The organism is Streptomyces virginiae, from assembly GCF_000720455.1.
GTDB lineage: Bacteria > Actinomycetota > Actinomycetes > Streptomycetales > Streptomycetaceae > Streptomyces > Streptomyces virginiae.
In genome coordinates this window covers 110929-136951 of the sequence record NZ_JOAK01000013.1, presented here as the reverse complement: position 1 = coordinate 136951, position 26023 = coordinate 110929, and the positions used below count along the sequence as shown (strand labels likewise).

25 protein-coding genes are annotated in these 26023 nt (G+C 71.7%); 2 read left to right on the top strand and 23 right to left on the bottom strand.

Annotation, left to right across the window (positions count from 1 at the left end; translation table 11 throughout):
• Positions 1–116 precede the first annotated feature (116 nt).
• Positions 117–1061, bottom strand: a complete 945-nt coding sequence (fmt, locus tag IG86_RS0121120; RefSeq protein ID WP_030830248.1) for a methionyl-tRNA formyltransferase — start codon at positions 1059–1061, stop codon at positions 117–119.
• Between the two features lie 261 nt (positions 1062–1322).
• Between fmt and IG86_RS0121115 the strand changes: the two genes are divergently transcribed.
• Complete coding sequence (locus tag IG86_RS0121115; protein ID WP_030830245.1) at positions 1323–1871, top strand: hypothetical protein; 549 nt, start codon at positions 1323–1325, stop codon at positions 1869–1871.
• A 119-nt stretch (positions 1872–1990) separates the two neighbouring features.
• On the opposite strand, the gene IG86_RS0121110 is transcribed toward IG86_RS0121115, so the two are convergent.
• The 14 genes from IG86_RS0121110 to pyrR form a co-directional block, all read right to left on the bottom strand.
• Positions 1991–4090, bottom strand: a complete 2100-nt coding sequence (locus IG86_RS0121110; RefSeq protein WP_030830242.1) for a primosomal protein N' — start codon at positions 4088–4090, stop codon at positions 1991–1993.
• A gap of 88 nt (positions 4091–4178) precedes the next feature.
• On the bottom strand, positions 4179–5387 hold the full coding sequence (gene metK / locus IG86_RS0121105; protein ID WP_030656249.1) for a methionine adenosyltransferase: 1209 nt from the start codon (positions 5385–5387) through the stop codon (positions 4179–4181).
• Between the two features lie 197 nt (positions 5388–5584).
• The gene (gene coaBC / locus IG86_RS0121100) at positions 5585–6799 is read right to left on the bottom strand and encodes a bifunctional phosphopantothenoylcysteine decarboxylase/phosphopantothenate--cysteine ligase CoaBC (RefSeq protein ID WP_030830239.1); all 1215 of its coding nucleotides are present in this window, start codon (positions 6797–6799) and stop codon (positions 5585–5587) included.
• A 129-nt stretch (positions 6800–6928) separates the two neighbouring features.
• Positions 6929–7201 carry a DNA-directed RNA polymerase subunit omega gene (gene rpoZ / locus IG86_RS0121095; RefSeq protein WP_004948662.1) on the bottom strand — a complete coding sequence of 91 codons (273 nt, stop codon included), beginning with the start codon at positions 7199–7201 and terminating at the stop codon, positions 6929–6931.
• 73 nt (positions 7202–7274) lie between these two features.
• Complete coding sequence (gene gmk / locus IG86_RS0121090) at positions 7275–7838, bottom strand: guanylate kinase (RefSeq protein ID WP_030656243.1); 564 nt, start codon at positions 7836–7838, stop codon at positions 7275–7277.
• A 61-nt stretch (positions 7839–7899) separates the two neighbouring features.
• Positions 7900–8223 (bottom strand): integration host factor, encoded by a 324-nt coding sequence (locus tag IG86_RS0121085; RefSeq protein ID WP_030008746.1) that lies wholly within the window; start codon positions 8221–8223, stop codon positions 7900–7902.
• Between the two features lie 315 nt (positions 8224–8538).
• Positions 8539–9378, bottom strand: coding sequence for an orotidine-5'-phosphate decarboxylase (gene pyrF / locus IG86_RS0121080; RefSeq protein WP_030898676.1), 840 nt, complete (start codon positions 9376–9378; stop codon positions 8539–8541).
• On the bottom strand, positions 9375–10484 hold the full coding sequence (locus IG86_RS0121075; RefSeq protein WP_030830226.1) for a quinone-dependent dihydroorotate dehydrogenase: 1110 nt from the start codon (positions 10482–10484) through the stop codon (positions 9375–9377). Before IG86_RS0121075 ends, pyrF begins: the two co-directional genes overlap by 4 nt.
• Before the next feature lie 99 nt (positions 10485–10583).
• Positions 10584–13892, bottom strand: a complete 3309-nt coding sequence (gene carB, locus IG86_RS0121070) for a carbamoyl-phosphate synthase large subunit (protein WP_030830223.1) — start codon at positions 13890–13892, stop codon at positions 10584–10586.
• Positions 13885–15033 (bottom strand): glutamine-hydrolyzing carbamoyl-phosphate synthase small subunit, encoded by a 1149-nt coding sequence (carA, locus tag IG86_RS0121065; RefSeq protein ID WP_030898674.1) that lies wholly within the window; start codon positions 15031–15033, stop codon positions 13885–13887. The genes carB and carA overlap by 8 nt, the downstream gene beginning before the upstream one ends.
• On the bottom strand, positions 15030–15611 hold the full coding sequence (locus tag IG86_RS0121060; RefSeq protein WP_030830217.1) for a PH-like domain-containing protein: 582 nt from the start codon (positions 15609–15611) through the stop codon (positions 15030–15032). Before IG86_RS0121060 ends, carA begins: the two co-directional genes overlap by 4 nt.
• Positions 15608–16921 (bottom strand): dihydroorotase, encoded by a 1314-nt coding sequence (locus tag IG86_RS0121055; RefSeq protein ID WP_030830214.1) that lies wholly within the window; start codon positions 16919–16921, stop codon positions 15608–15610. Before IG86_RS0121055 ends, IG86_RS0121060 begins: the two co-directional genes overlap by 4 nt.
• A gap of 2 nt (positions 16922–16923) precedes the next feature.
• Positions 16924–17916 (bottom strand): aspartate carbamoyltransferase catalytic subunit, encoded by a 993-nt coding sequence (locus IG86_RS0121050; protein ID WP_030830211.1) that lies wholly within the window; start codon positions 17914–17916, stop codon positions 16924–16926.
• Positions 17917–18027: 111 nt separating this feature from the next.
• Positions 18028–18603, bottom strand: coding sequence for a bifunctional pyr operon transcriptional regulator/uracil phosphoribosyltransferase PyrR (gene pyrR / locus IG86_RS0121045; RefSeq protein ID WP_030656222.1), 576 nt, complete (start codon positions 18601–18603; stop codon positions 18028–18030).
• Positions 18604–18890: 287 nt separating this feature from the next.
• Here pyrR and bldD point away from each other — a divergent pair, with 287 nt between their 5' ends.
• The gene (gene bldD / locus IG86_RS0121040; protein ID WP_030026184.1) at positions 18891–19391 is read left to right on the top strand and encodes a transcriptional regulator BldD; all 501 of its coding nucleotides are present in this window, start codon (positions 18891–18893) and stop codon (positions 19389–19391) included.
• Positions 19392–19580: 189 nt separating this feature from the next.
• Here the strand turns inward: bldD and nusB are convergent, their stop codons facing one another.
• From nusB to aroC, 8 genes are all read right to left on the bottom strand, one after another.
• Positions 19581–20015 carry a transcription antitermination factor NusB gene (gene nusB / locus IG86_RS0121035; RefSeq protein WP_030830207.1) on the bottom strand — a complete coding sequence of 145 codons (435 nt, stop codon included), beginning with the start codon at positions 20013–20015 and terminating at the stop codon, positions 19581–19583.
• Between the two features lie 2 nt (positions 20016–20017).
• Complete coding sequence (gene efp, locus IG86_RS0121030) at positions 20018–20584, bottom strand: elongation factor P (protein ID WP_030830204.1); 567 nt, start codon at positions 20582–20584, stop codon at positions 20018–20020.
• 59 nt (positions 20585–20643) lie between these two features.
• On the bottom strand, positions 20644–21750 hold the full coding sequence (locus IG86_RS0121025) for an aminopeptidase P family protein (RefSeq protein WP_030830202.1): 1107 nt from the start codon (positions 21748–21750) through the stop codon (positions 20644–20646).
• Between the two features lie 127 nt (positions 21751–21877).
• A complete protein-coding gene (locus tag IG86_RS38925) occupies positions 21878–22669 on the bottom strand; it encodes an AAA family ATPase (RefSeq protein WP_030830200.1) in 792 nt (263 codons plus the stop codon).
• A 92-nt stretch (positions 22670–22761) separates the two neighbouring features.
• The gene (aroQ, locus tag IG86_RS0121015) at positions 22762–23202 is read right to left on the bottom strand and encodes a type II 3-dehydroquinate dehydratase (protein ID WP_030656216.1); all 441 of its coding nucleotides are present in this window, start codon (positions 23200–23202) and stop codon (positions 22762–22764) included.
• Positions 23199–24290 (bottom strand): 3-dehydroquinate synthase, encoded by a 1092-nt coding sequence (aroB, locus tag IG86_RS0121010; protein ID WP_030830199.1) that lies wholly within the window; start codon positions 24288–24290, stop codon positions 23199–23201. Before aroB ends, aroQ begins: the two co-directional genes overlap by 4 nt.
• Entirely contained in the window at positions 24287–24805 is a 519-nt protein-coding gene (locus IG86_RS0121005) for a shikimate kinase (protein ID WP_030656211.1), read from the bottom strand. The genes aroB and IG86_RS0121005 overlap by 4 nt, the downstream gene beginning before the upstream one ends.
• Positions 24802–25986: a chorismate synthase gene (gene aroC / locus IG86_RS0121000; protein WP_030898668.1), complete on the bottom strand. Its 1185-nt coding sequence runs from the start codon at positions 25984–25986 to the stop codon at positions 24802–24804. Before aroC ends, IG86_RS0121005 begins: the two co-directional genes overlap by 4 nt.
• Positions 25987–26023 lie beyond the last annotated feature (37 nt).

Sequence of the window (26023 nt, the reverse complement as noted above, 5' to 3'; positions counted from 1 at the left end):
CCGGATGTACGAGTGCTACGAGTGCTACGAGTCGTGCGGGGCCTGCGGGCCCTGCGGGTCCTGCGGGTGGCGCGATCCGCCGAGTGCTGCCGGGACTACGGAGAAGTCCGCACTGATCAGCCTACGTCGGCTCCGCCGAGCCGCTCGCCGGGGGCGATCCGTACCCCGCGCGCCCAGTCGGCTGCGCGCATCGGCTTCTTGCCCTGCGGCTGGACCCAGAGCAGCTCGACGGCGTGCGAGCCGGTGCCGACGTGGACGTTGTTCTTGGCCGCGGACAGCACGCCGGGCGCCAGGTCCGTTCGGTCGGCGACCATGCCCAGCGAGATCAGCTTGAGGCGTTCGCCCCGGAAGACGGTCCAGGCGCCCGGGGCCGGCGTGCAGCCGCGCACGACGCGGTCGGCGCGCATCGCGGGCGCCGTCCAGTCGATCCGGGCGTCGTCCACGGTGATCTTGGGTGCGAGGGAGATCCCGTCGAGGGGCTGGGCGACGGCGCGCAGGGTGCCGTCCTCGATGCCGTCCATGGTGGCGGCGAGCAGGCCGGCGCCGGCGAAGGCGAGGCGCGTGAGCAGGTCGCCGCTGTTGTCGGTCGGGCGGATCTCCTCGGTGAGGACGCCGTAGACCGGGCCCGAGTCGAGGCCTTCCTCGATCTGGAAGGTGGAGGCGCCGGTGAGCTGGTCCCCGGCCATGATCGAGTGCTGGACGGGAGCGGCTCCGCGCCAGGAGGGCAGGAGCGAGAAGTGCAGGTTGACCCAGCCGTGGCGGGGGATGTCGAGGGCGCTCTTGGGGAGGATGGCCCCGTAGGCGACGACCGGGCAGCAGTCGGGGTCGATCTCGCGCAGCCGGGCCTGGAAGTCGGGGTCGCGCGGCCGGGTGGGCTTGAGGACCTCGATGCCGGCCTCTTCGGCGCGTTCGGCGACCGGGCTGGCGACGAGGCGCCGGCCGCGGCCGGCCGGGGCGTCGGGCCGGGTGACGACGGCCGCGACCTCGTGCCGCCCGGAGGCGATCAGGGCGTCCAGGGCGGGTACGGCGACCTCGGGGGTGCCTGCGAAGACGAGCTTCACTGGGGGTCCTACCTCGCTATGTCGGCTGTCAGCAGCGCACCAGTCTATGGGGCGTCCGCCGGGCGGCCCACTCGTGGTGCCACGGGGTGGTGAGGGGGCGTGCGTACACGCGCGCGCCACTCGCATATGCCGACACGCCCCCACAGCGTGACCTGGGCGACGGGTGGCGCGTTGGTCAAGAGAGATTGACCGAAACGGGCCGCGTGTGAACGATGTCTGCGGCCCGATCCGCCCTTCAGCACCGGTTCGAGAGGCTTCTTCATGGCCGACCACGCCACCCACGACGCCCAAGCCCGGGCCAGCCTGCACCTCCTGGTACGGGACATCGAGCGGGTTCGCCGGCAGGTGGATGCCCTGCGTACGCTCACCGCCCAGCTCGGCAACGTGTACCGCCCGCGTCGTTCGGGCCCCTCCACTGGCTTCGTCGTCTACGGCCGGGCGCCCGCGCCCACCGTCCGCCTCGCCCAGGAGCTGCGGGACAGCGTGGAGACGCTGGTCACCGCCGCGGTGGACTTCGACCGCTCGCTCGGCTTCTCGTGGGACGCGGTCGGCTCGGCGCTCGGTGTCACCAAGCAGGCGGTGCACCGCCGTTACGGTGCCCGGCGGGCGCAGTCCGCGGAGGCCGCGGAGCCGCTGGCCGAGGGGACGACCACCCGGACCATGGGGCCGCTGCCCACCGTCCCGGCCGCCCGTTCGGTGCCGCCGCAGCCGGTGCGCGAGGAGGCCCAGGCCGCCGCCGGCGGTGCCCCCGCGCGCAGCCTCGGGGAGGCTCCGCGCTCTCCCGCCTTCCCCGGTCCGCGCAACGGCTGACCCCGTCCTGCCGCCGGGACGCCGACCCCCGACGGCCGGACCGGGGCCGCCGCGCAGGAAACCGCCCCGGCGGGGAGGACCGTACGGTCCTCCCCGCCGGGGCTTCCGCGTCTGCGGTGTCAGCCGATGTCCGACGGGTCGATCCGGACCCGCACCGCCTCCGCCGCCGGGACACCGCGGGCCAGGCGCGCCGCCTGGGCGGACTTCAGCGCGGCCGCCAGGGCGGCTCCGCTGCCCGGCGGGACCCGGACCAGGGCCCGCTCCCCGGGGGAGGGCTCCCCGCGCCGTCCGGGCAGCGGGACCGGGCCGAGGATCTCGGCGTCGGGCGGCAGCCCGGCCCCCGCCAGGAAGGCCTCCACGGCTTCGCCCCGACCGGCGACCGCGGCCATCCGGGAGACGGGCGGGAAGCCGAGCTGGGCCCGCTCCGCGAGTTCCCGTACGGCGTGGCCCACCGGGTCCCAGCGGACGAGCGCCTGGACGGGGCGCAGCGTCGGCTCGGCGACCACCACGACCTGGCCGTCGGCCCGTACGAGGGAGGCGGCGCCGATCCAGCGGCGCAGGGCGTCCTCGCCGGCGCGCAGGTCGGGGCGGGTCAGCATGGCCCAGCCGTCGAGGAGCAGCGCGGCGGCGTACCCGGTGCCCGCCGCCACCGGTTCGGCGCCGGGGGTGCTCACGACGAGCGCCGGCCGGTCGGGGACCTCGTCCAGGACGTGGTCGCGGCCGGAGGTCCGTACGGGCACGGCCGGGAAGGCCCGCCCGAGTTCCTCGGCGGTGCGCCGGGCGCCCACGACCTGGGCGCGCAGCCGGAAGGACCCGCATTCCTCGCAGTGCCAGGACGGCTCGTCGCGGCCGCACCATCCGCAAGTGAGGTCCCGCTCGTCGGGGGCCTCCAGGGGTCCGGCGCAGGCGGTGCAGCGGGCGGGCGTCCGGCAGCGCTCGCACGCCAGCCGGGGTACGTAGCCCCGGCGGGGCACCTGTACGAGGACGGGGCCGGTCTTGAGCCCCTCCCGTACGGTCTCCCACGCGAGGCTGGGCAGTCGGGCGGCGCGGGCCGCCTCGTCGCGGGCGAGGAGTTCGTCGCCGACGGTGCGGATCCGGGGCGCGTGGGCCCGTACCGTCTCGCGGGCCGCCACCAGCGGGCGGGCCCAGCCGGTCTCGACGAGCTGGGCGGCCTCCACGGTGCAGCTGGTGCTGCCGGCGAGGAAGCCGCAGCCGTCGCTGACGGCGCGCAGTTCCAGCACCTCGCGGACGTGCGGGAAGGGGGCGCGGTCCTCGCTGTGGCTGGAGTCGCCGTCGTCCCAGATCGCGACGAGGCCGAGGTCGCGTACGGGGGCGAACATCGCGGCCCGGGTGCCGATGACGGCGCGGACGGAGCCGCGGTGGACGGCGAGCCACTGGCGGTAGCGCTTCTCGGGGCCGGACTCGGCGGTCAGCAGGGAGTGCCTTCCTTCGCCGAGGAGGGCGGTCAGGGCGGCGTCCACCCGTGCGGCGGTCCGGCCGTCGGGGAGTACGGCGAGGGCGCCGCGGCCGGAGGCCAGGGTGGCGGCCATGGCCCGGGCGAGTTCGTCGGCCCAGCCGGGGCCGGGCAGCGCGGTCCACACCGCGCGCGGGGCGGCGCCGGTGGCGAGGGCGCGCAGGAAGCCGGGGCCCGCGCCGTACCGCTCCCAGCCGGCGGGCTCGGGCGCGGGGGGCGGGGGCAGCGGCTCCGGGGACGGCTTCGCCTCGGCGCGGGCGTTGCGCGGCGGCAGTGCGAGCTGGAGGACGTCGGCGAGGCTTCCGGCGTACCGGTCGGCGACGGCGCGGGCGAGCGCGAGCATGCGCGGGCCGAGCACGACCTCGGGCGAGACGACCTGGGCGAGGGCGGCGAGGGCTCCGTTGTAGTCGGACTCGGCGAGGCGTTCCACGATGAAGCCGTCGATGAGGCCGCCGCCCTCCCGGCGGCCCCCGTGCACCTGGTGGGAGCCTGCGCCGAAGCGGACGCGGACGCGGACGCCGGGCTGGGCGGCGTCGGACAGCTCGGCGGGCACGGCGTAGTCGAAGGTCCGGTCGAGGTGGAGCACGCCCTTGTTCACGAGGACCCGGGCGACGGGCAGCTCTGCGGCGAGGGCGGCCCCCCGCCAGGTACGCGGCTTCGCCTTGGGCGCCTTGGCCTTCGCCTCGGCGACCATCTCCCGGATCAGTGCGAGCTGCTCCGGCGGGGAATCATTCGCGCTGCTCACATCAGCATTCTTACCAAACCGCTCTGACAGGCGGGCGTACGCGAAGGGCCCCGGACCGTGCGGTCCGGGGCCCTTCGGCGGGTGGTCCTTACAGACCGGCGGCGGCGCGCAGGGCGTCCACGCGGTCGGTGCGCTCCCAGGTGAAGTCCGGCAGCTCACGGCCGAAGTGGCCGTAGGCGGCGGTCTGGGCGTAGATCGGGCGCAGCAGGTCGAGGTCACGGATGATCGCGGCCGGGCGCAGGTCGAAGACCTCGCCGATCGCGTCCTCGATCTTCTGCGTCTCGACCTTGGCGGTGCCGAAGGTCTCGACGAAGAGGCCGACGGGCTCGGCCTTGCCGATGGCGTACGCGACCTGGACCTCGCAGCGCGAGGCGAGGCCGGCGGCGACCACGTTCTTGGCGACCCAGCGCATGGCGTAGGCGGCGGAGCGGTCGACCTTGGACGGGTCCTTGCCGGAGAAGGCGCCGCCACCGTGGCGGGCCATGCCGCCGTAGGTGTCGATGATGATCTTGCGGCCGGTCAGGCCGGCGTCGCCCATGGGGCCGCCGATCTCGAAGCGGCCGGTCGGGTTCACGAGGAGGCGGTAGCCCTCGGTGTCGAGCTTGATGCCGTCCTCGACGAGCTGGGCCAGGACGTGCTCGACGACGAACTCGCGGATGTCGGGCGCGAGCAGCGAGTCGAGGTCGATGTCGGAGGCGTGCTGCGAGGAGACCACGACGGTGTCGAGGCGGACGGCCTTGTCGCCGTCGTACTCGATGGTGACCTGGGTCTTGCCGTCGGGGCGCAGGTACGGGATGGTCCCGTTCTTGCGGACCTCGGACAGGCGGCGCGAGAGCCGGTGCGCGATGTGGATCGGCAGCGGCATGAGCTCGGGGGTCTCGTCGCAGGCGTAGCCGAACATCAGGCCCTGGTCGCCGGCGCCCTGCTTGTCCAGCTCGTCCTCGTCGCCCTCGACGCGCTTCTCGTAGGCGGTGTCGACGCCCTGCGCGATGTCCGGGGACTGGGCGCCGATGGACACCGACACGCCGCAGGAGGCGCCGTCGAAGCCCTTCTTCGAGGAGTCGTAGCCGATCTCGAGGATCTTGTCCCGGACGAGCTGCGCGATCGGCGCGTAGGCCTTCGTCGTCACCTCACCCGCGATGTGCACGAGACCCGTGGTGATGAGGGTCTCCACGGCGACGCGCGAGGTCGGGTCCTCGGTGAGGAGTGCATCGAGGATCGTGTCGCTGATCTGGTCAGCGATCTTGTCGGGGTGGCCCTCGGTGACGGACTCCGAGGTGAACAGACGACGGGACACAACGCTCCCTGGGGTTGCAGCGGCTGCTGGCTGATCATTTGGCGGAACCACATCGGGGGCTGCGCCCGATCACGTTCCAGGTGCAGTTTATCGGTCGCCACCGTTGCCCGGACCATCCGTCTCGCCTTGTGGGAGCCGTGTGACCTGCGGCACTCCCATTCTTACGTACGGATGTGATCGAGTGAAGGGCAATCGGCTCAGGCGCGTCGCGGCGTATACCGCTGCGTAACCTGATCCCAAATCGCCTCGGCGAGGGCTTCCTTCGGACCGTAGGGCACTGGAATCTCCGACCCGTCGGAGGCCAGGATGATCGCCTCGTTCTCCTCGGATCCAAAGGTGCGGGTCTCGCCGACTTCATTCACGACGAGAAGATCACATCCTTTGCGGCGGAGCTTGGCGCGGCCGTTGTCGAGGACGTGGTCGGTCTCCGCGGCGAAGCCCACGATCACCTGGCCCTCGCGGGCCCGGTCGGCGGAGATCTCGGCGAGGACGTCGGGGTTGCGCACGAGCGCGACCGGAGCGGGGTCCTCCCCGTCCTTCTTCTTGATCTTGCCACCGGCGTACTCGGCCGGCCGGAAGTCGGCCACGGCCGCGGCCATGACCACGACGTCGGCGTCCGACGCCGCCTTGAGGACCGCTTCGCGCAGCTGTACGGCCGTCCCCACGCGGACGACGTCCACCCCGGCGGGATCGGCCAGCGCGGTGTTGGCGGAGATCAGGGTGACCCGCGCCCCGCGGGCGACGGCCGTACGGGCGAGCGCGTAGCCCTGCTTGCCGGAGGAGCGGTTGCCGAGGAAGCGCACCGGGTCCAGCGGTTCGCGGGTGCCGCCCGCGCTGATCACGACGTGGCGGCCGGCGAGGTCCGCCTCGGCCACCCCGCGGCGCAGGACCTGCCGGCACACCTCGAAGATCTCCTCGGGGTCGGGCAGCCGCCCCTTGCCGGTGTCCTTGCCGGTGAGCCGGCCGACGGCGGGCTCGATGACGACGGCGCCGCGGCGGCGCAGCGTGGCCACGTTCTCCTGGGTGGCGGGGTGCTCCCACATCTCGGTGTGCATGGCGGGGGCGAAGACCACCGGACAGCGGGCGGTGAGCAGGGTGTTCGTGAGCAGGTCGTCGGCGAGCCCGTGGGCGGCCTTGGCCAGCATGTCGGCGGTGGCCGGGGCGACGACGACGAGGTCCGCGCCCTGGCCGATGCGTACGTGGGGCACCTCGTGGACGGTCTCCCACACCTCGGTGGAGGCGGGGTTCCCGGAGAGGGCGGCCCAGGTGGCCTCGCCGACGAAGTTCAGGGAGGCGGCCGTGGGCACAACCCGCACGTCGTGTCCGGACTCGGTCAGCCGGCGGAGCAGTTCGCACGCCTTGTAGGCGGCGATCCCGCCGCTGACGCCCAGCACGACCTTCGGCTTACCCATCCGAGCACACCCCTTTTGACACTCTCGACTCGTCCGACGCGTTCGGCTCTGACCGTCGTACCCACCCATGACACACCACAGGCCCGGCAGATGTTCTGCCGGGCCTGTGGTGAAGGAATTTCTCGTGCCTTACTGGGCCGGGGCCTCGATGGCCTCGGAGGTCAGCAGACCCGCGTTGATCTCGCGCAGCGCGATCGAAAGCGGCTTCTCGTGGACGTGGGTGTCCACCAGCGGGCCGACGTACTCCAGCAGGCCCTCACCGAGCTGCGAGTAGTACGCGTTGATCTGACGCGCGCGCTTGGCCGCGTAGATCACGAGGCTGTACTTCGAGTCAGTGGCCTCGAGCAGCTCGTCGATCGGCGGGTTGATGATGCCCTCGGGCGCAGTGATGGAAGAGGACACGCTCTACCTTCCGAAGATGGATGAAAGATTGGGCCGTCTGGGTCGGGCGAATCCGTGAGGATCGATCGACGATTCAGACAACTTCCATCAAGGCTAGCAGCTCACGGGCTACGTCCTCGACGGAGGTGTTGACCAGGGTGACGTCGAACTCCGACTCGGCAGCGAGTTCGATCTTGGCAGCGGCGAGCCGGCGCTCGATCACCTCGGCCGATTCGGTGCCCCGGCCGGTCAGCCGGCGGACCAGCTCGTCCCAGCTCGGCGGGGCCAGGAAGACCAGCTGGGCCTCGGGCATCGACTCGCGGACGAGTCGTGCGCCCTGGAGGTCGATCTCCAGCAGTACGGGCTCGCCGTTTTCCAGGCGCTCCAGCACCGCGCCGCGCGGTGTGCCGTAGCGGTTGCCCGCGAACTCGGCCCACTCCAGCAGCTCGCCGTTGGCGATCAGCTTGTCGAACTCGTCGTCGTTGACGAAGAAGTACTGGACTCCGTGTCGCTCACCGGGCCGCGGCTTGCGGGTGGTGGCCGACACCGAGAGCCATACCTCGGGGTGAACCTTGCGCATATGCGCGACGACCGTGCTCTTGCCGACCCCTGAGGGGCCGGAGAGCACGGTCAGCCGCGGACGAACCTCTGCTGCCATAGAGCGATTATCCAGGTTCTCGGGACTGCCTGAGAACACCGGGAGAACGCCAGGCGACGCCTCAGGCGCCGGTGCTGCCGAACTCGCGCTCCAGAGAGGCGATCTGGTTGGAGCCGAGACCTCGAACACGCCGGGACTCGGAGATGCCGAGACGCTCCATGATCTGCTTGGCGCGCACCTTGCCCACGCCAGGCAGGGACTCCAGCAGGGCGGAGACCTTCATCTTGCCGATGACGTCGTTCTCCTGGCCCGTCTTGATGACCTCTTGGAGCGAGGCGCCGGAGTGCTTGAGTCGATTCTTCACCTCGGCCCGCTCCCGGCGAGCCGCGGCGGCCTTTTCGAGCGCGGCTGCGCGCTGTTCAGGGGTAAGGGGCGGAAGAGCCACGCCTACGTCACCTCGGATGTCGAACTGTCGGATACGGACCGGTGGGGAACCCAAGGGCACCACACCAGGCGAGCTCCCGAACAGCGATGGAACTCGTTCGCTGCGCGTTCACTCTGCTCGGAGACTAGCGGTGAACACCGCTCCAGTCAGCGAGAACGAACGAAAAGTCCTGGTCAGCCTCCACTGAACCGTACATCACGGACAAAATACCCCTGTTTTGTCCGGTGAAGAGCGTTCGAATTTCGTCAGAAAGTGCGAGACCCCGCTCCGCGCGGCTGCGGAGCGGGGTCTCGCGGAGGTCCTGCCGGGTGCCGCTTACTCGGAAACGGCCTCGCGGATCTCGTCGGCGAAGCGCCGCGCCGAGTCGCGCAGGGCGCTCACGTCGGGGCCGTGCTTCAGGACGCCGCGCGAGACGTTCGGGACCACGTTGCGCACGGCCTTGCCGAAGACCGCCGGCAGGTCCGCCGCGGTCGCGCCCTGCGCACCGATGCCGGGCGCCAGCAGCGGCCCGTTGATGTCCAGGTCGAAGGAGGACAGATCGCCCAGGGTGGCGCCGACCACCGCGCCGAAGGAGCCCATCGGGGAGGCGCCGGCGTTCTCCGCCGCCAGGTGCGCCAGCATCGTGGCTCCGATGGTCCGGCCGTCCTCGCGGACGGCCCGCTGGACCTCGGCGCCCTCCGGGTTCGACGTCAGGGCCAGGACGAACAGGCCGGCGCCCGACTCGCGCGCCAGCTCCACCGCCGGCGCCAGCGAGCCGTAGCCGAGGTACGGGGACACCGTCAGGGCGTCGGAGAACAGCGGCGAGGCCGGGTCCAGGAAGGCGGAGGCGTACGCGGCCATGGTCGAGCCGATGTCGCCGCGCTTGGCGTCCATGACGACCAGGGTCCCGGCCGCCCGGGCATCCGCGACGGTCCGCTCCAGGACGGCGACGCCCTTGGAGCCGAACCGCTCGAAGAAGGCGGCCTGCGGCTTGAAGACCGCCACCGACTCCGCGAGCGCCTCGACGACCGTGCGCGAGAAGCGCTCCAGGCCCGCGATGTCGTCCTGGAGGCCCCACTGCGCCAGCAGGGCGGCGTGCGGGTCGATGCCCACGCACAGCGGGCCGCGGGAGTCCATCGCGGCGCGCAGGCGGGTGCCGAACGGGGTCAGGGTCACTGTGCGGCCTTTCGGGTCTCGGCGCCCACCGCGTCGGCGAGCGTCGCGTACGGGCTGGCGGCCAGGCGCGCGGCCAGGCCCTTGTGGATGGCGCGGGCGTAGCACGGGCCCTCGTAGATGAAGGCGCTGTAGCCCTGGATCAGCGTGGCGCCGGCCAGGATGCGCTGCCAGGCGTCCTCGGCGTTCTCGATGCCGCCGACCCCGATCAGGACCAGGCGGTCGCCCACGCGGGCGTACAGGCGGCGCAGGACCTCCAGGGAGCGCGCCTTGACGGGCGCGCCGGAGAGTCCGCCGGTCTCCGCGACCAGGGCGGGGTCGGACCGCAGGCCCAGCCCCTCGCGGGCGATGGTGGTGTTGGTCGCGATGATGCCGTCGAGGCCGAGCTCCAGGGCCAGGTCGGCGACGGCGTCGACGTCCTCGTCCGCGAGGTCGGGTGCGATCTTGACGAGGAGCGGGACCCGGCGGTCGGTCACGGTGCGGTCCGCGGCCTCGCGCACGGCGGTCAGCAGGGGGCGCAGCGACTCGGTGGCCTGGAGGTTGCGCAGGCCCGGGGTGTTGGGCGAGGAGACGTTGACGACGAGGTAGTCGGCGTGGCGGGCGAGGCGCTCGGTGGAGGCGACGTAGTCTCCCACGGCCTCCTCCTCCGGCACGACCTTCGTCTTGCCGATGTTCACGCCGACGACGGTCCTGAAGACCGCCTTGCGGGCGGCCAGGCGGGCGGCGACGGCCTCGGAGCCCTCGTTGTTGAAGCCCATGCGGTTGATCAGCGCGCGGTCCGGCACGAGCCGGAACAGCCGCTTCTTCGGGTTGCCGGGCTGGGCCTGCGCGGTGACCGTGCCGATTTCGACGTGGTCGAAGCCGAGCATCGACATGCCGTCGATGGCGACGGCGTTCTTGTCGAAGCCGGCGGCCAGGCCGAAGGGGCCGTGCATGCGCAGGCCGAGGGCCTCGGTGCGCAGCTCCTTGTGGCGGGGGGCGAGGTAGGCGGCGACGAAGGTGCGCAGCACCGGGGTGCGGGCTGCCAGGCGGATCCAGCGGAAGGCCGTGTAGTGGGCCTGCTCGGGGTCCATCCGCTTGAAGACCAGGTTGAAGAACAGCTTGTACATCGTCCGATTTTTCCCTTGAATCCCTTGTGCGCTCGGAAGGACCTCATGAAAGGGGGGACACCGGTCGTTGTCGCCGGTGCCCCCCTTTCGAACGGGCTGCTAGTCGCGGGCCGCGGTCAGGTGCTCCGCGTGCTCCTGGAGGGAGCGGACGCCCACGTCGCCGCGGTTGAGCGCGTCGATGCCCTGGACGGCGGCGGCGAGCGCCTGGACCGTGGTCAGGCACGGGACTCCGCGGGCCACGGCCGCCGTGCGGATCTCGTAGCCGTCGAGGCGGCCGCCGGTGCCGTACGGGGTGTTGACGATCAGGTCGACCTGGCCGTCGTGGATCAGCTGGACGATGGTCTTCTCGCCGTTCGGGCCCTCGCCCTCGCTGAGCTTGCGCACCACGGTGACGTTGATGCCGTTGCGGCGCAGGACCTCGGCGGTGCCGGAGGTGGCCATCAGCTCGAAGCCGTGGGCGACGAGCTCGCGGGCCGGGAAGATCATCGAGCGCTTGTCGCGGTTGGCGACGGAGATGAAGGCGCGGCCCTTGGTGGGCAGCGGGCCGTAGGCGCCGGCCTGGGACTTGGCGTAGGCGGTGCCGAAGACGGCGTCGATGCCCATGACCTCGCCGGTGGAGCGCATCTCCGGGCCGAGGACGGTGTCCACGCCGCGGCCGTGGATGTCGCGGAAGCGCGACCACGGCATGACGGCCTCCTTGACGGAGATCGGCGCGTCGATCGGCAGGGTGCCGCCGTCGCCGGTCTTCGGGAGCAGGCCCTCTTCGCGCAGCTCGGCGATGGTGGCGCCGAGCGAGATGCGGGCGGCGGCCTTCGCGAGCGGGACGGCGGTGGCCTTCGAGGTGAAGGGCACGGTCCGGGAGGCGCGCGGGTTGGCCTCCAGGACGTAGAGGATGTCGCCGGCCATCGCGAACTGGATGTTGATCAGGCCGCGGACGCCGACGCCCTTGGCGATGCCCTCGGTGGAGGCGCGCAGGCGCTTGATGTCGTAGCCGCCGAGGGTGATCGGGGGCAGGGCGCAGGCCGAGTCGCCGGAGTGGATGCCGGCTTCCTCGATGTGCTCCATGACACCGCCGAGGTAGAGCTCGTTGCCGTCGTAGAGGGCGTCGACGTCGATCTCGATGGCGTCGTCGAGGAAGCGGTCGACCAGCACGGGGCGGGTCGGGGAGATCTCGGTGGACTCCGCGATGTACGACTCCAGGCGGGCCTCGTCGTAGACGATCTCCATGCCGCGGCCGCCGAGGACGTACGAGGGGCGCACCAGGACCGGGTAGCCGATCTCGTCGGCGATCGCCTTCGCGCCGGCGAAGGTGGTGGCCGTGCCGTGCTTGGGGGCGGGCAGGCCGGCCTCGGCGAGGACGCGGCCGAAGGCCCCGCGGTCCTCGGCGGCGTGGATGGCCTCCGGGGAGGTGCCGACGACGGGGACGCCGTTGTCCTTGAGGGCCTGGGCGAGGCCCAGGGGGGTCTGGCCGCCGAGCTGGACGACGACGCCGGCGATGGGGCCGGCGAGGGACTCGGCGTGGACGATCTCCAGCACGTCCTCGAGCGTGAGCGGCTCGAAGTACAGGCGGTCGGAGGTGTCGTAGTCGGTGGAGACGGTCTCCGGGTTGCAGTTGACCATCACGGTCTCGTAGCCGGCGTCGCTGAGGGCGAAGGAGGCGTGGACGCAGGAGTAGTCGAACTCGATGCCCTGGCCGATGCGGTTCGGGCCGGATCCCAGGATGATGACCGCGGGCTTGGTGCGCGGGGCGACCTCGGACTCCTCGTCGTACGAGGAGTAGAAGTACGGGGTCTTCGCGGCGAACTCGGCGGCGCAGGTGTCGACCGTCTTGTAGACCGGTCGGACGCCGAGGGCGTGGCGGACCTCGCGGACGACGTCCTCGCGCAGGCCGCGGATCTCGGCGATCTGGGCGTCGGAGAAGCCGTGGCGCTTGGCCTCCGCGAGCAGCGCGGGCTCCAGCTTCTCGGCGCCGGCCAGTTCGTCGGCGATCTCCTTGATCAGGAAGAGCTGGTCGACGAACCAGGGGTCGATCTTCGTGGACTCGAAGACCTCTTCCTGGGTGGCGCCGGCGCGGATGGCCTGCATGACGGTGTTGATGCGGCCGTCGGTGGGGCGGACGGCGGTGGCGAGGAGCTCGTCCTTGTCGCCGGGCTCGCCGACGAAGGTGAACTGCGAACCCTTCTTCTCCAGGGAGCGCAGGGCCTTCTGGAGGGCCTCGGTGAAGTTGCGGCCGATGGCCATGGCCTCGCCGACCGACTTCATGGTGGTGGTGAGGGTGGCGTCGGCGGCCGGGAACTTCTCGAAGGCGAAGCGCGGGGCCTTGACGACGACGTAGTCGAGGGTCGGCTCGAAGGAGGCCGGCGTCTTCTCGGTGATGTCGTTGGGGACCTCGTCGAGCGTGTAGCCGATGGCCAGCTTGGCGGCGATCTTGGCGATCGGGAAGCCGGTGGCCTTCGACGCGAGCGCCGAGGAGCGCGAGACGCGCGGGTTCATCTCGATGACGATGACGCGGCCGTCGACCGGGTCGATCGCGAACTGGATGTTGCAGCCGCCGGTGTCGACGCCGACCTCGCGGATGATCGCGATGCCGATGTCGCGCAGCCGCTGGTACTCGCGGTCGGTGAGCGTCATGGCGGGGGCGACGGTGATGGAGTCGCCGGTGTGGACGCCCATCGGGTCGAAGTTCTCGATGGAGCAGACGACGACCACGTTGTCCTTGGTGTCGCGCATCAGCTCCAGCTCGTACTCCTTCCAGCCGAGGATGGACTCCTCCAGGAGCACCTCGGTGGTCGGGGAGAGCGTGAGGCCCTGGCCGGCGATGCGGCGCAGCTCCTCCTCGTCGTGGGCGAAGCCGGAGCCGGCGCCGCCCATGGTGAAGGAGGGGCGGACGACGACGGGGTAGCCGCCGAGCGTCTCGACGCCCTTGAGGACGTCGTCCATGGAGTGGCAGATGACCGAGCGGGCGGACTCGCCGTAGCCGATCTTGGCCTTGACGGCCTCGACGACGCCCTTGAAGAGGTCGCGGTCCTCGCCCTTGTTGATGGCCTCGACGTTGGCGCCGATGAGCTCGACGCCGTACTTCTCCAGCACACCCTGCTCGTGCATGGAGATGGCGGTGTTCAGCGCGGTCTGGCCGCCGAGGGTGGGGAGCAGCGCGTCGGGGCGCTCCTTCGCGATGATCTTCTCGACGAACTCGGGGGTGATCGGCTCGACGTACGTGGCGTCGGCGATCTCCGGGTCGGTCATGATCGTCGCCGGGTTGGAGTTGACCAGGATGACCCGCAGGCCCTCGGCCTTGAGGACGCGGCAGGCCTGGGTGCCGGAGTAGTCGAACTCGGCGGCCTGTCCGATGACGATCGGGCCGGAGCCGATGACCAGGACGGACTGGATATCGGTGCGCTTAGGCACGCTCGGCCTCCATCAGGGATACGAAGCGGTCGAAGAGGTACGCGGCGTCGTGCGGGCCGGCGGCCGCTTCGGGGTGGTACTGGACGGAGAAGGCCGGCTGGTCGAGCAGCTGGAGGCCTTCGACGACCTGGTCGTTCAGGCAGACGTGGGAGACCTCGGCGCGGCCGTAGGGGGTCTCGGAGACCTTGTCGAGGGGCGCGTCGACGGCGAAGCCGTGGTTGTGCGCGGTGACCTCGACCTTGCCGGTGGTGCGGTCCTGGACCGGCTGGTTGATGCCGCGGTGGCCGTACTTCAGCTTGTAGGTGCCGAAGCCGAGCGCGCGGCCGAGGATCTGGTTGCCGAAGCAGATGCCGAAGAGCGGGGTCTTGCGCTCCAGGACGCCCTGCATGACGGCGACGGGGCCGTCGGCGGTGGCCGGGTCGCCCGGGCCGTTGGAGAAGAACACGCCGTCCGGTTCGACCGCGTACACGTCCTCGACGGTGGCGGTGGCGGGGAGCACGTGGACCTCGATGCCGCGCTCGGCCATGCGGTGCGGGGTCATGCCCTTGATGCCGAGGTCGACGGCGGCGACGGTGAAGCGCTTCTCGCCGATCGCGGGGACGACGTACGTCTCCTTGGTGGCGACCTCGGCGGAGAGGTTGGCGCCCTTCATCTCGGGCTGGGAGCGGACCTTGGCCAGGAGGGCCTCGTCGCGGATGCCGACCCAGGACTCGCCGGAGAAGATGCCGACGCGCATGGCGCCGCGCTCGCGCAGGTGGCGGGTCAGGGCGCGGGTGTCGATGCCGGAGATGCCGACGACGCCCTGCTTGACGAGTTCCTCGTCCAGCGTGCGCCGGGAGCGCCAGTTGGAGGGGACGCGGGCGGGGTCGCGCACGACGTAGCCGGAGACCCAGATGCGGGAGGACTCGGGGTCCTCGTCGTTGACGCCGGTGTTGCCCACGTGCGGGGCGGTCATCACGACGACCTGCCGGTGGTACGACGGGTCGGTGAGGGTCTCCTGGTAGCCGGTCATGCCGGTGGAGAACACGGCCTCGCCGAAGGTCTCCCCCACTGCGCCGTAGGCGCGGCCGCGGAAGATGCGGCCGTCCTCCAGGACGAGTACGGCGGGAGCTTTGGCTGCTCCCCTGGTGGAGGTCGTCATCGTTCGGCGCCTTCCGTCGTGATGGATGGGTTCATGAGGTTGATCGCTTCGACCCATGCGGCGTGTTCGGCCGCGCGGTCGGAGCGGAATCCGGAGTCGATCAGCTTGTCGCCGTGCGCCCAGGTGACGACGAGCAGACCGCCCTCGGTGAGTACCTTGCCCGCGATTCCCTTGTCGAGGCGGGCGCCGCGCAGCTGCGCGGCCGGTACGAAGAAGTCGCCTGCACCCGGTCGGACCACGTCCAGGCCCGCGTCGGTGAGCGTGAGCTCGACCCGGCTGCGGACGCCCAGACCGTGGGCGACGATCCGGTCGAGCCACTGCCCGGCGGTGGTGGAGCCGTGGTACCGGCCGGTCAGGGCCAGCCGGTGCGCGGGGAGACCGTCGGGGGTGGTGGGGAGCTCGGGCAGATCGTTCTGCAGAGCGCCTCGCCATTTCCAGCCCTGCCGCATCAGCCAGTACACGAACGCGATGAAGACGACCAGGCCGACCACCCACGCGACGCGGGCACCGACTTCGGTCACCTCCGCCGACTGTCGTTCGGCGGCCTCGGCGGCCAGTTGGATCACTGCAGGTGTCACGCCAGTTTCCCGTCCACGACCGTTGCCCGGCCCCGCAGGAAGGTGTGAGTGACGCGTCCCGGGAGCTCACGGCCCTCGTAGGGCGTGTTGCGGCTCCGGGAGGCGAAGTGTGCGGGGTCCACGACACCACGGTACGAGGTATCGACCAAGGTCAGGTTCGCGGGTTCACCTGCCGAGACGGGACGGCCGTGGTTGTCCAGGCTGCCGATGCGCGCCGGGGCGAAGGACATGCGCTCGGCGACGCCCGCCCAGTCGAGCAGTCCGGTCTCCACCATCGTCTGCTGGACGACGGAGAGCGCGGTCTCCAGGCCGACCATGCCCATGGCGGCGGCGGCCCACTCGCAGTCCTTGTCCTCGTGCGGGTGCGGGGCGTGGTCGGTGGCGACGATGTCGATCGTGCCGTCGGCGAGCGCCTCGCGCAGGGCCATGACGTCGCGCTCGGTGCGCAGCGGCGGGTTGACCTTGTAGACCGCGTTGTACGAGCGGACCAGCTCGTCGGTGAGGAGCAGGTGGTGCGGGGTGACCTCGGCGGTGACGTCGATGCCGCGGGACTTGGCCCAGCGGACGATCTCGACGGAGCCGGCGGTGGAGAGGTGGCAGATGTGGACGCGGGAGCCGACGTGCTCGGCGAGGAGGACGTCGCGGGCGATGATCGACTCCTCGGCGACGGCGGGCCAGCCGCCGAGGCCCAGCTCGGCGGAGACGACGCCCTCGTTCATCTGGGCGCCCTCGGTGAGGCGGGGCTCCTGGGCGTGCTGGGCGACGACGCCGCCGAAGGCCTTCACGTACTCCAGGGCGCGGCGCATGATCACGGCGTCGTCGACGCACTTGCCGTCGTCGGAGAAGACGGTGACGCGGGCGGCGGACTCGTGCATGGCGCCCAGCTCGGAGAGCTGCTTGCCCTCCAGGCCGACGGTGACGGCGCCGATGGGCTGCACGTCGCAGTAGCCGGACTCCTTGCCCAGGCGCCAGACCTGCTCGACGACGCCCGCGGTGTCGGCGACCGGGAAGGTGTTCGCCATGGCGAAGACGGCGGTGTAGCCGCCGGAGGCGGCGGCGCGGGTGCCGGTCAGGACGGTCTCGGAGTCCTCGCGGCCGGGCTCGCGCAGGTGGGTGTGCAGGTCGACGAGGCCGGGCAGGAGGACCTGGCCCTCGGCCTCGATGACGGTCGCGCCCTCGGCGGACAGGCCGGTGCCACTCCAGTCGATTTCGCCCGTCCGGGCGATGGCGGCGATGGTCTCGCCGTCGATCAGGACGTCCTGCGCCTCGCCGCCGAGTACCTTCGCGCCACGGATAAGGATCTTGCTCATGGTTACTTGCTCTCCTCGGTACGGGCGGCGGCGGGGGTGGTGGTGACGGCGGGCTCGGAGCCTCCGAGCAGCAGGTAGAGGACGGCCATCCGGGTGGAGACGCCGTTGGCGACCTGCTCGACGGCCGTGCAGCGGTCGGAGTCGGCGACCTGGGCGGTGATCTCCATGCCGCGGTTCATCGGGCCGGGGTGCATCACGATGGCGTGCTCGGGCATCTTGGCCATGCGGTCGCCGTCGAGCCCGTACCGGCGGGAGTACTCGCGCTCGGTCGGGAAGAAGGCGGCGTTCATGCGTTCGCGCTGCACACGCAGCATCATCACCGCGTCGGACTTCGGCAGCACGTCGTCGAGGCTGTACGAGACCTCGCACGGCCAGGTCTCGACGCCGATCGGGACGAGCGTGGGCGGAGCCACCAGGGTGACCTCGGCGCCGAGGGTGTGCAGCAGGTGGACGTTGGAGCGGGCCACCCGGCTGTGCAGGACGTCGCCGACGATGGTGATCCGGCGGCCGTTCAGGTCCTTGCCGAGGCCGGCGTCGCGGCCGACGAGGCGGCGGCGCATGGTGAAGGCGTCCAGCAGGGCCTGGGTGGGGTGCTCGTGGGTGCCGTCGCCGGCGTTGACGACGGCGGAGTCGATCCAGCCGGAGGTCGCGAGCCGGTAGGGGGCGCCGGAGGCGTGGTGGCGGATGACGACGGCGTCGGCGCCCATCGCCTCCAGGGTCAGCGCGGTGTCCTTCAGGGATTCGCCCTTGGAAACCGAGGAGCCCTTGGCGGAGAAGTTGATGACGTCGGCGGAGAGCCGCTTGGCGGCCGCCTCGAAGGAGATCCGGGTGCGGGTCGAGTCCTCGAAGAAGAGGTTGACGACGGTGAGGCCGCGCAGGGTGGGCAGCTTCTTGATCGGCCGGTCCGCGACGCGGGCCATCTCCTCGGCGGTGTCGAGGATCAGGACGGCGTCGTCGCGCGTGAGATCGGCGGCCGAGATGAGGTGGCGCTTCATCTGGATGGCTCCGTAGGTCGGGAGGGCATGCAGGCGGACGGACGTGCAGGGGTGCGGGCGGGCAGGGCAGGCCTCGGCGCGGACCCCGCCGGGGTCCGTCGTCGTGGTGGGCTACTGCCCTGCTGCCTGGGCGGTCCGCTGGCCGAGCAGCACGGCGTCACGGCCGTCCTCCTCCTGGAGCTGGACCTTGACGGTCTCCCGCAGCGACGTGGGGAGGTTCTTGCCGACGTAGTCGGCGCGGATCGGCAGCTCGCGGTGGCCGCGGTCGACGAGGACGGCGAGCTGTACGGCGCGGGGGCGGCCGAGGTCGCCGAGGGCGTCGAGCGCGGCACGGATGGTGCGGCCGGAGAACAGGACGTCGTCGACGAGGACGACGAGGCGGCCGTCGAGGTCGTCACCGGGGATCTCGGTGCGGCCGATCGCGCGGGCGGGCTTCATCCGCAGGTCGTCGCGGTACATGGTGATGTCGAGGGAGCCGACCGGGATCTTCGTGCCGGTGATCTCTTCGAGCTTGGCCGCCAGCCGGCGGGCCAGGTACACACCGCGGGTGGGGATGCCGAGAAGCACCACGTCGTCGGCGCCCTTGGCGCGTTCGACGATCTCGTGGGCGATACGGGTCAGGACCCGTGCGATGTCCTGCGCCTCCAGTACGGGGCGCGCGGAATCGGAGTTCTGCTGGGCGTCCATGAAAAGGACCTCCTTCTCCGCCTCACGGGACGGACCTTAAAGGACGTCTGATGTACGTCTCCCACGGTACCAGGGCGGCGACGGTGACCCGGCACCCGGGGTCGGCGCGGGGGCGCCCACGGGGCTGCTGGCGCCGCCCTCGCGGGGGGATGGAGACCATTCGGCTTGACGCACCCAAGTAACGCTGCGTAACCTCACAGTGAGTTACCAGCCGCGCGGCGGAGCCGCACGTAGTTATGTAGTCGCAGTGTCCATGCAGTCACAGCGTCACAGCGTCCGGGAGCGTTATGTCCAGCGAATACGCCAAACAGCTCGGGGCCAAGCTCCGCGCCATCCGCACCCAGCAGGGCCTTTCCCTCCACGGTGTCGAGGAGAAGTCGCAGGGCCGGTGGAAGGCCGTGGTGGTCGGATCGTACGAGCGCGGGGACCGCGCCGTGACCGTCCAGCGCCTGGCCGAACTGGCGGACTTCTACGGGGTGCCGGTGCAGGAACTGCTGCCGGGCACGACTCCCGGCGGAGCGGCCGAGCCGCCGCCGAAGCTGCGCCTCGACCTGGAGCGTCTGGCGGGCGTCCCCGCCGAGAAGGCCGGCCCGCTGCAGCGTTACGCGGCGACGATCCAGAGCCAGCGCGGTGACTACAACGGCAAGGTGCTGTCGATCCGCCAGGACGACCTGCGCACCCTGGCCGTCATCTACGACCAGTCGCCCTCGGTCCTGACCGAGCAGCTCATCAGCTGGGGCGTGCTGGACGCGGACGCCCGTCGCGCGGTGGCGCACGAGGACGTCTGACCTCACGCTCCAGACCAGCAGAAACGTTTACCGGTGGGTGCCGGGCCCTTGCGGGGGCCCGGCACCCACCGGTTTTTTGCGTCCCTCGTGCCACGGCGGACGCAGGGGCGACAACGGAAGGGCCCGCAGCGCGTGCGTTGCGGGCCCTTCCGAATGGCGGTGCCGGTGCTGCCGTGGGGCGGCGTGCGGTCAGCTCTCGCTGCGCCGCAGGCTCGGCTTCAGGTCCTTGAAGCGGGCCAGCAGCCCGTTCACGAACGAGGGGGACTCGTCCGTGGAGAACTCCTTGGCGAGCTGGACGGCCTCGTCGATGGCCACGGCGTCCGGGGTGTCGTCCACCCAGATCAGCTCGTAGGCACCGAGCCGCACGATGTTCCGGTCCACGACCGGCATGCGGTCGAGGTCCCAGTCCACGGCGTAGGTGACGATCAGGTCGTCGATGCGGTTCACCTTGTCGGCGTAACCCTCGACGAGATCCATCGTGAAGGCGCTGACCGGCGGCTGCCGGTCGTCCGACCGCGCGTGGCGGATCCAGTCCGCGAGGACCTCGCGGACGGACACCCCGCGCTGGTCGGCCTCGAAGAGGATCTGGAAGGCGCGCTTGCGCGCGTTGCTCCGGGCAGCCACGGTTAGCTGTTCACCCGGCCGAGGTAGTCGCTGCTGCGGGTGTCGACCTTGACCTTCTCGCCCGTGTTGACGAAGAGCGGGACCTGGATCTCGTGGCCGGTCTCCAGGCGCGCCGGCTTGGTGCCGCCGGTGGAGCGGTCGCCCTGGACGCCCGGGTCGGTGTGCTCGATGACGAGCTCGACGGCGGCCGGGAGCTCGACGTAGAGCACCTCGCCCTCGTGCTGCGCCACGGAGGCGGTGAAGCCCTCGATGAGGAAGTTGGCGGCGTCGCCGACAGCCTTCTTGTCGACCATCAGCTGGTCGTAGGTCTGCATGTCCATGAAGACGAAGTACTCGCCGTCCATGTAAGAGAACTGCATGTCACGGCGGTCGATGGTGGCCGTCTCGACCTTCGTGCCGGCGTTGAAGGTCTTGTCGACGACCTTGCCGGAGAGCACGTGCTTGAGCTTGGTGCGCACGAAGGCCGGGCCCTTGCCGGGCTTGACGTGCTGGAACTCGACGACGGACCAGAGCTGGTCACCGTCGAGCTTGAGCACCATGCCGTTCTTGAGGTCGTTCGTGGAAGCCACGGTTGCGGAATCTCCTGCACTGGAAGACCACGGGTGCGCGCACTACCCGGCAGTGCGGGCTAGAGCGCGAGCAGCTCCTTGGTCGTAATGGTGAGTAGCTCGGGACCGCCGTCCGCCTCGGGGCGTACGACGAGCGTGTCATCGATCCGGACACCTCCCCGGCCGGGGAGGTGAACCCCCGGTTCGACGGTGACCGGCACGCAAGCGTCCAGTTTACCCATTGCCGTAGGTGCAAGCTGCGGGTCCTCGTCGATTTCGAGGCCGACACCGTGTCCCGTCCATGGAGCGAGGGCTTCCGCGTGCCCCGCGGAGTCCAGTACGGACCGGGCCGCGTGGTCGACCTCCCGGTAGGCGGCCCCCGGCAGGAGTGCCTCCCGGCCCGCCCGCTGGGCGGTGAAGACGCAGTCGTAGAGCTCGATCTGCCAGTCGGCCGGGGTGGTGCCGATGACGAAGGTCCGGCCGATCTCGCACCGGTAGCCGCGGTAGTTGGCGCCCAGGCAGACGGAGAGGAAGTCGCCCTCCTCCACCCTGCGGTCGGAGGGGCGGTGCCGGGAGCGGCCGGAGTGCGGGCCGGTGCCGACGGAGGTCGGGAAGGCCGGGCCGTCCGCACCGTGGTCGACGAGCCGGCGCTCCAGCTCCAGCGCGAGGTGGCGTTCGGTGCGCCCGACGAGGATGGACTCCAGCAGCTCGCCCAGGGCCTGGTCGGCGATCTCGGCGGCGATCCGCAGGCAGGCGATCTCCCCCTCGTCCTTGACGAGGCGCTGCTGCTCCACCGCGTTGCCGAGGTCGGCGAGGCGCAGCCTGGGCGCGACGGACCGCAGGGCCCGGTGCCGGGCGACGGTGAGGTGGTGCTCCTCCACGGCGAGCGAGTCGGCACGTACGGAGGAGGCGGCGTCGGCCGCCGCGACGGCGGGGTCCCCGCCGCGGCCGGCCAGCACGGTGACCCGGAGGTGTTCGTCGAGGCGGCCTTCGTCGGCCTCGCCGGTGGGTGCGCCGGCGCAGAACATCGCGTCCTCGGTCGGTCCGACGAGCAGTACGGCGCCGAGCGGTGACGCCCCGGAGAGGTAGCGGACGTTCGCCGGACGCGTGATCAGCGCTGCGGCGTTCCCCGCGGCGGCGCATCGGTCGCGAAGCAGGCCCCGACGGGCGGCGTACACGTCTGACATGTCTTCGAGCGTACGAGCGCCCTGCGGATCCGGCCCGGCGAGCGCGTCCGGACGAGGCGCGGTACGACCCCCGCCGCGACGGGCCGCCGCCCCCGCCCTCTCCCCCGCCCGGGCTGTGTGGGGGCCGCTACCAGCCGCCCGGTGCCGGGAGGGCCCTGGCCAGGGCCTCGTCGAGGGCGCGGGCGGTGCCTTCGACGTCGAGCTGGGAATTGTCGATGATCGGCAGCCCGGAGCCGTACCAGCCGGCCATGCGGCCGTGGATGCGGGCGACCTCCTCGTCGGAGAGCCGGCGGTTGCCGGAGCGCTCGGCGTTGCGCTCCAGGACGATCTCCAGGCCGGGCAGGAGCACGACCGGCAGCAGCGTCGGCCCCACGTGCCGCTTCCAGCCGCCCAGTCCCACCACGGGCCGGTCGGGGAAGACGGCGTCGTCGAGGATGCAGGAGATGCCGTTGGCCAGGTAGTTGCGGGCCGCGAAACCGCAGGTGCGGCGGGCGAGCCGGTACTGCGCCTCGGAGTGCTCGTTCCAGCCGGCCTGCGGGTCGGCGAAGCCGGAGCAGACCCATTCGCGCACGTCGTCCAGGCTGACGTGGGCGGTGGGCACGGGACGGGTGCTGGCCCAGTGCCGGGCCACGGTGGTCTTGCCCGCGCCGGCGGGCCCGATCAGCAGTACGGCGAGCACGGCGCCGCCGGTTCCCGCCACCGCGGGCGGCAGCGGGATGTGCCCGGTGGTCTCGGGCCCGGGCGGCACCTGCGGCGGCGACGCCGGGGCCTGGTGCTGGGGCGGGGCCTGGTGCTGGGACGGCGGCGGGGGCGGGTGCGCACCCGGCCAGCCCTGCGCCGGGGGTATTGGCGGCTGCGGGGGCGCCGCAGGACGCTGCCCCGGCTGCCCCCAGGCCCCGCCACCCACTCCTTGGTGCATCCGCTGCCACTCCGTCTCGTTCCTGCGACTGATGCGAGAACGTTATATGACCGCGGAGGCCCGGCCGTCCACCAGGCCACCGGGCGGGTGGGTCAGGCGTCGATCTCGTCCGCCAGCGCACGCAGCGCCAGCCGGTAGGAGCCGATGCCGAAGCCCGCCACGGTCCCGGTCGCCACGGCCGCGATGACCGAGGTGTGCCGGAACTCCTCACGGGCGTACGGGTTCGAGATGTGCACCTCGATGAGCGGCGCCGTGCGCTGCGCGGCCGCGTCCCGCATGCCGTACGAGTAGTGGGTGAAGGCCCCCGGGTTGATGACCACGGGGATCTTCCCGTCCGCCGCCTCGTGCAGCCAGCGGATGATCTCGCCCTCGTCGTTGGTCTCGCGGACCTCGACGTCGAAGCCGAGTTCCTCGCCCAGCGACCGGCAGCTCTCCACCAGGCCCGCGTACGAAGTGGCCCCGTACACGTCGGGCTCGCGCGAGCCGAGCCGGCCCAGGTTCGGGCCGTTCAGCACGAGGACGGGGCGGCTCACGCCGACACCTCGCCGTAGGCGGCGATCAGGTGCGCCGGGTCGGGGCCCTCCAGGACGGTCGGCTTGCCCAGCCCGTCGAGGACGATGAAGCGCAGCAGGTTGCCGCGGGACTTCTTGTCGACCTGCATGGTCTGGAGCAGCTTGGGCCACTGGTCGCCGCGGTAGGTCAGCGGCAGCCCGACGGAGGCCAGGACCTCCTTGTGCCGGTCGGCGGTCGCGTCGTCGAGGCGGCCGGCGAGCCGGCCGAGTTCGGCGGCGAAGACCATGCCGACCGACACGGCCGCGCCGTGCCGCCACTTGTAGCGCTCGTTCTTCTCGATGGCGTGCGCGAGGGTGTGGCCGTAGTTGAGGATCTCGCGGAGTCCCGACTCCTTGAGGTCGCTGGAGACGACGTCGGCCTTGACCTGGATGGAGCGCACGATCAGTTCGGCGGTGTGCGGACCGGCGGGCGTACGGGCCGCCTGCGGGTCCTCCTCGATCAGGTCGAGGATCACCGGGTCGGAGATGAATCCGGCCTTGATGATCTCGGCGAGGCCGCTGACGTAGTCGTTGACCGGCAGCGACTCCAGCGCCGCCAGGTCGCAGAGCACGCCGGCCGGCGGGTGGAAGGCGCCCACGAGGTTCTTGCCCTCGGCGGTGTTGATGCCGGTCTTGCCGCCTACGGCCGCGTCCACCATCGCCAGGACGGTGGTCGGTACGGCGACCCAGCGCACGCCGCGCAGCCAGCTGGCCGCGACGAAGCCCGCGAGGTCGGTGGTGGCTCCGCCGCCGACGCCGACGATGACGTCGGTGCGGGTGAAGCCGGACTGGCCCAGCGCCTTCCAGCAGTACGCGGCGACCTCGACCGTCTTGGCCTCTTCGGCGTTCGGCACCTGGATGGCGATCGCCTCGTAGCCCTGGTCGGCGAGGTCGTCGCGCAGCGCCTCACCCGTCGAGGCCAGCGCCTCGGGGTGGATGACGGCGACCCGCTGGGCCTTCGTACCGATCAGGGAGCCGAGCTCGCCGAGCAGCTGCTGCCCGACCAGCACGTCGTACGCGTCGTGTCCGGCGCTCGCGCCGACCTGGATCCGCGTCACCTGGTCTGTCATACGTCCTTCAACTCCAGAGCGTCGAGGACCGCCTGGGCGACCTCTTCGGGGGTGCGGTCGTCGGTGGCCACGACGACGCGCGCGACTTCGGTGTACAGGGGGCGCCTGGCCTCCATCAGCTCGCGCCACTGGCGGCGCGGGTTGACGGCGAGCAGCGGGCGCGCGGCGCCGAGGCCCACGCGCCGTACGGCTTCTTCGACGTCCATCGAGAGATAGGCGACGGGCAGGCCGGTCAGCAGCTCGCGGGTGCCCTCGTCGAGGACGGCGCCGCCGCCGAGGGCGAGGACCCCGGTGTGCTCGGAGACGGCGGCCGCGACGGCCTGCCGTTCCAGCTCCCGGAAGTACGGCTCGCCCTCGTCGACGAAGATGTCGGAGATCGGCCGGTCCTGGGCCGTGACGATGTCCGCGTCGGTGTCCCGGTAGGGGACGCCGAGCCGCTCGGCGAGCAGCGCCCCCACCGTGGACTTGCCGGACCCCATGGGCCCGACGAGGACGACGAGCGGTCCGGCCGTCACCGGATCTGCAGGTTGTCGAGGTAGGCCCGGACGTTGCGGCGGGTCTCGGGGACCGAGTCGCCGCCGAACTTCTCGACGACGGCGTCGGCCAGCACGAGGGCGACCATCGCCTCGGCGACGATGCCGGCGGCCGGCACGGCGCACACGTCGGAGCGCTGGTGGTGGGCCACGGTCGCCTCACCGGTGGCGACGTCGACGGTGGCCAGGGCGCGCGGAACGGTCGCGATGGGCTTCATCGCGGCGCGGACGCGGAGCAGTTCGCCGGTGGTCAGGCCGCCTTCGGTGCCGCCGGAGCGGCCGGAGGTGCGCTTGATGCCCTCGGGGGTGGAGACGATCTCGTCGTGCGCCTTGGAGCCGGGCACGCGGGCGAGCTCGAAGCCGTCGCCGACCTCGACGCCCTTGATGGCCTGGATGCCCATGAGGGCTCCGGCGAGGCGGGCGTCGAGCCGGCGGTCCCAGTGGACGTGCGAGCCGAGTCCGACCGGGACGCCGTAGGCCAGCACCTCGACGACGCCGCCGAGGGTGTCGCCGTCCTTGTGGGCCTGGTCGATCTCCGCGACCATCGCCTTGCTGGCGTCGGCGTCGAGGCAGCGCACGGGGTCGGCGTCGAGCTTGTCGACGTCGGCGGGGGTGGGGAGGACGCCGTACGGGGCCCTGGCCGCGGCCAGTTCGACCACGTGGGAGACGATCTCGATGCCCGCGACCTCCTTGATGAAGGAACGGGCGACGGCGCCGAGGGCGACGCGGGCGGCGGTCTCACGGGCGCTGGCGCGCTCCAGGATCGGCCGGGCCTCGTCGAAGCCGTACTTCTGCATGCCCGCGAGGTCGGCGTGGCCGGGGCGCGGACGGGTCAGCGGCGCGTTGCGGCCGGTGTCCTTGAGGAGCGAGGGGTCGACCGGGTCGGCCGACATGACGGTCTCCCACTTGGGCCACTCGGTGTTGCCGATCATGACCGCGATCGGGGAGCCCTGGGACAGGCCGTGGCGGACGCCGCCGAGGAAGGTGATCTCGTCCTGTTCGAACTTCATCCGGGCACCGCGGCCATAGCCGAGCCGGCGACGGGCCAGGTGATCGGCCACCAGCTCGGTGGTGACCGGGACGCCGGCGGGAAGACCCTCCAGCGTCGCGACCAGTGCCGGTCCGTGCGACTCTCCTGCGGTCAGCCAACGCAACCTGCTCAACGATGCTCCTCATGCTCGCGCCTGGTACTGCGACGGC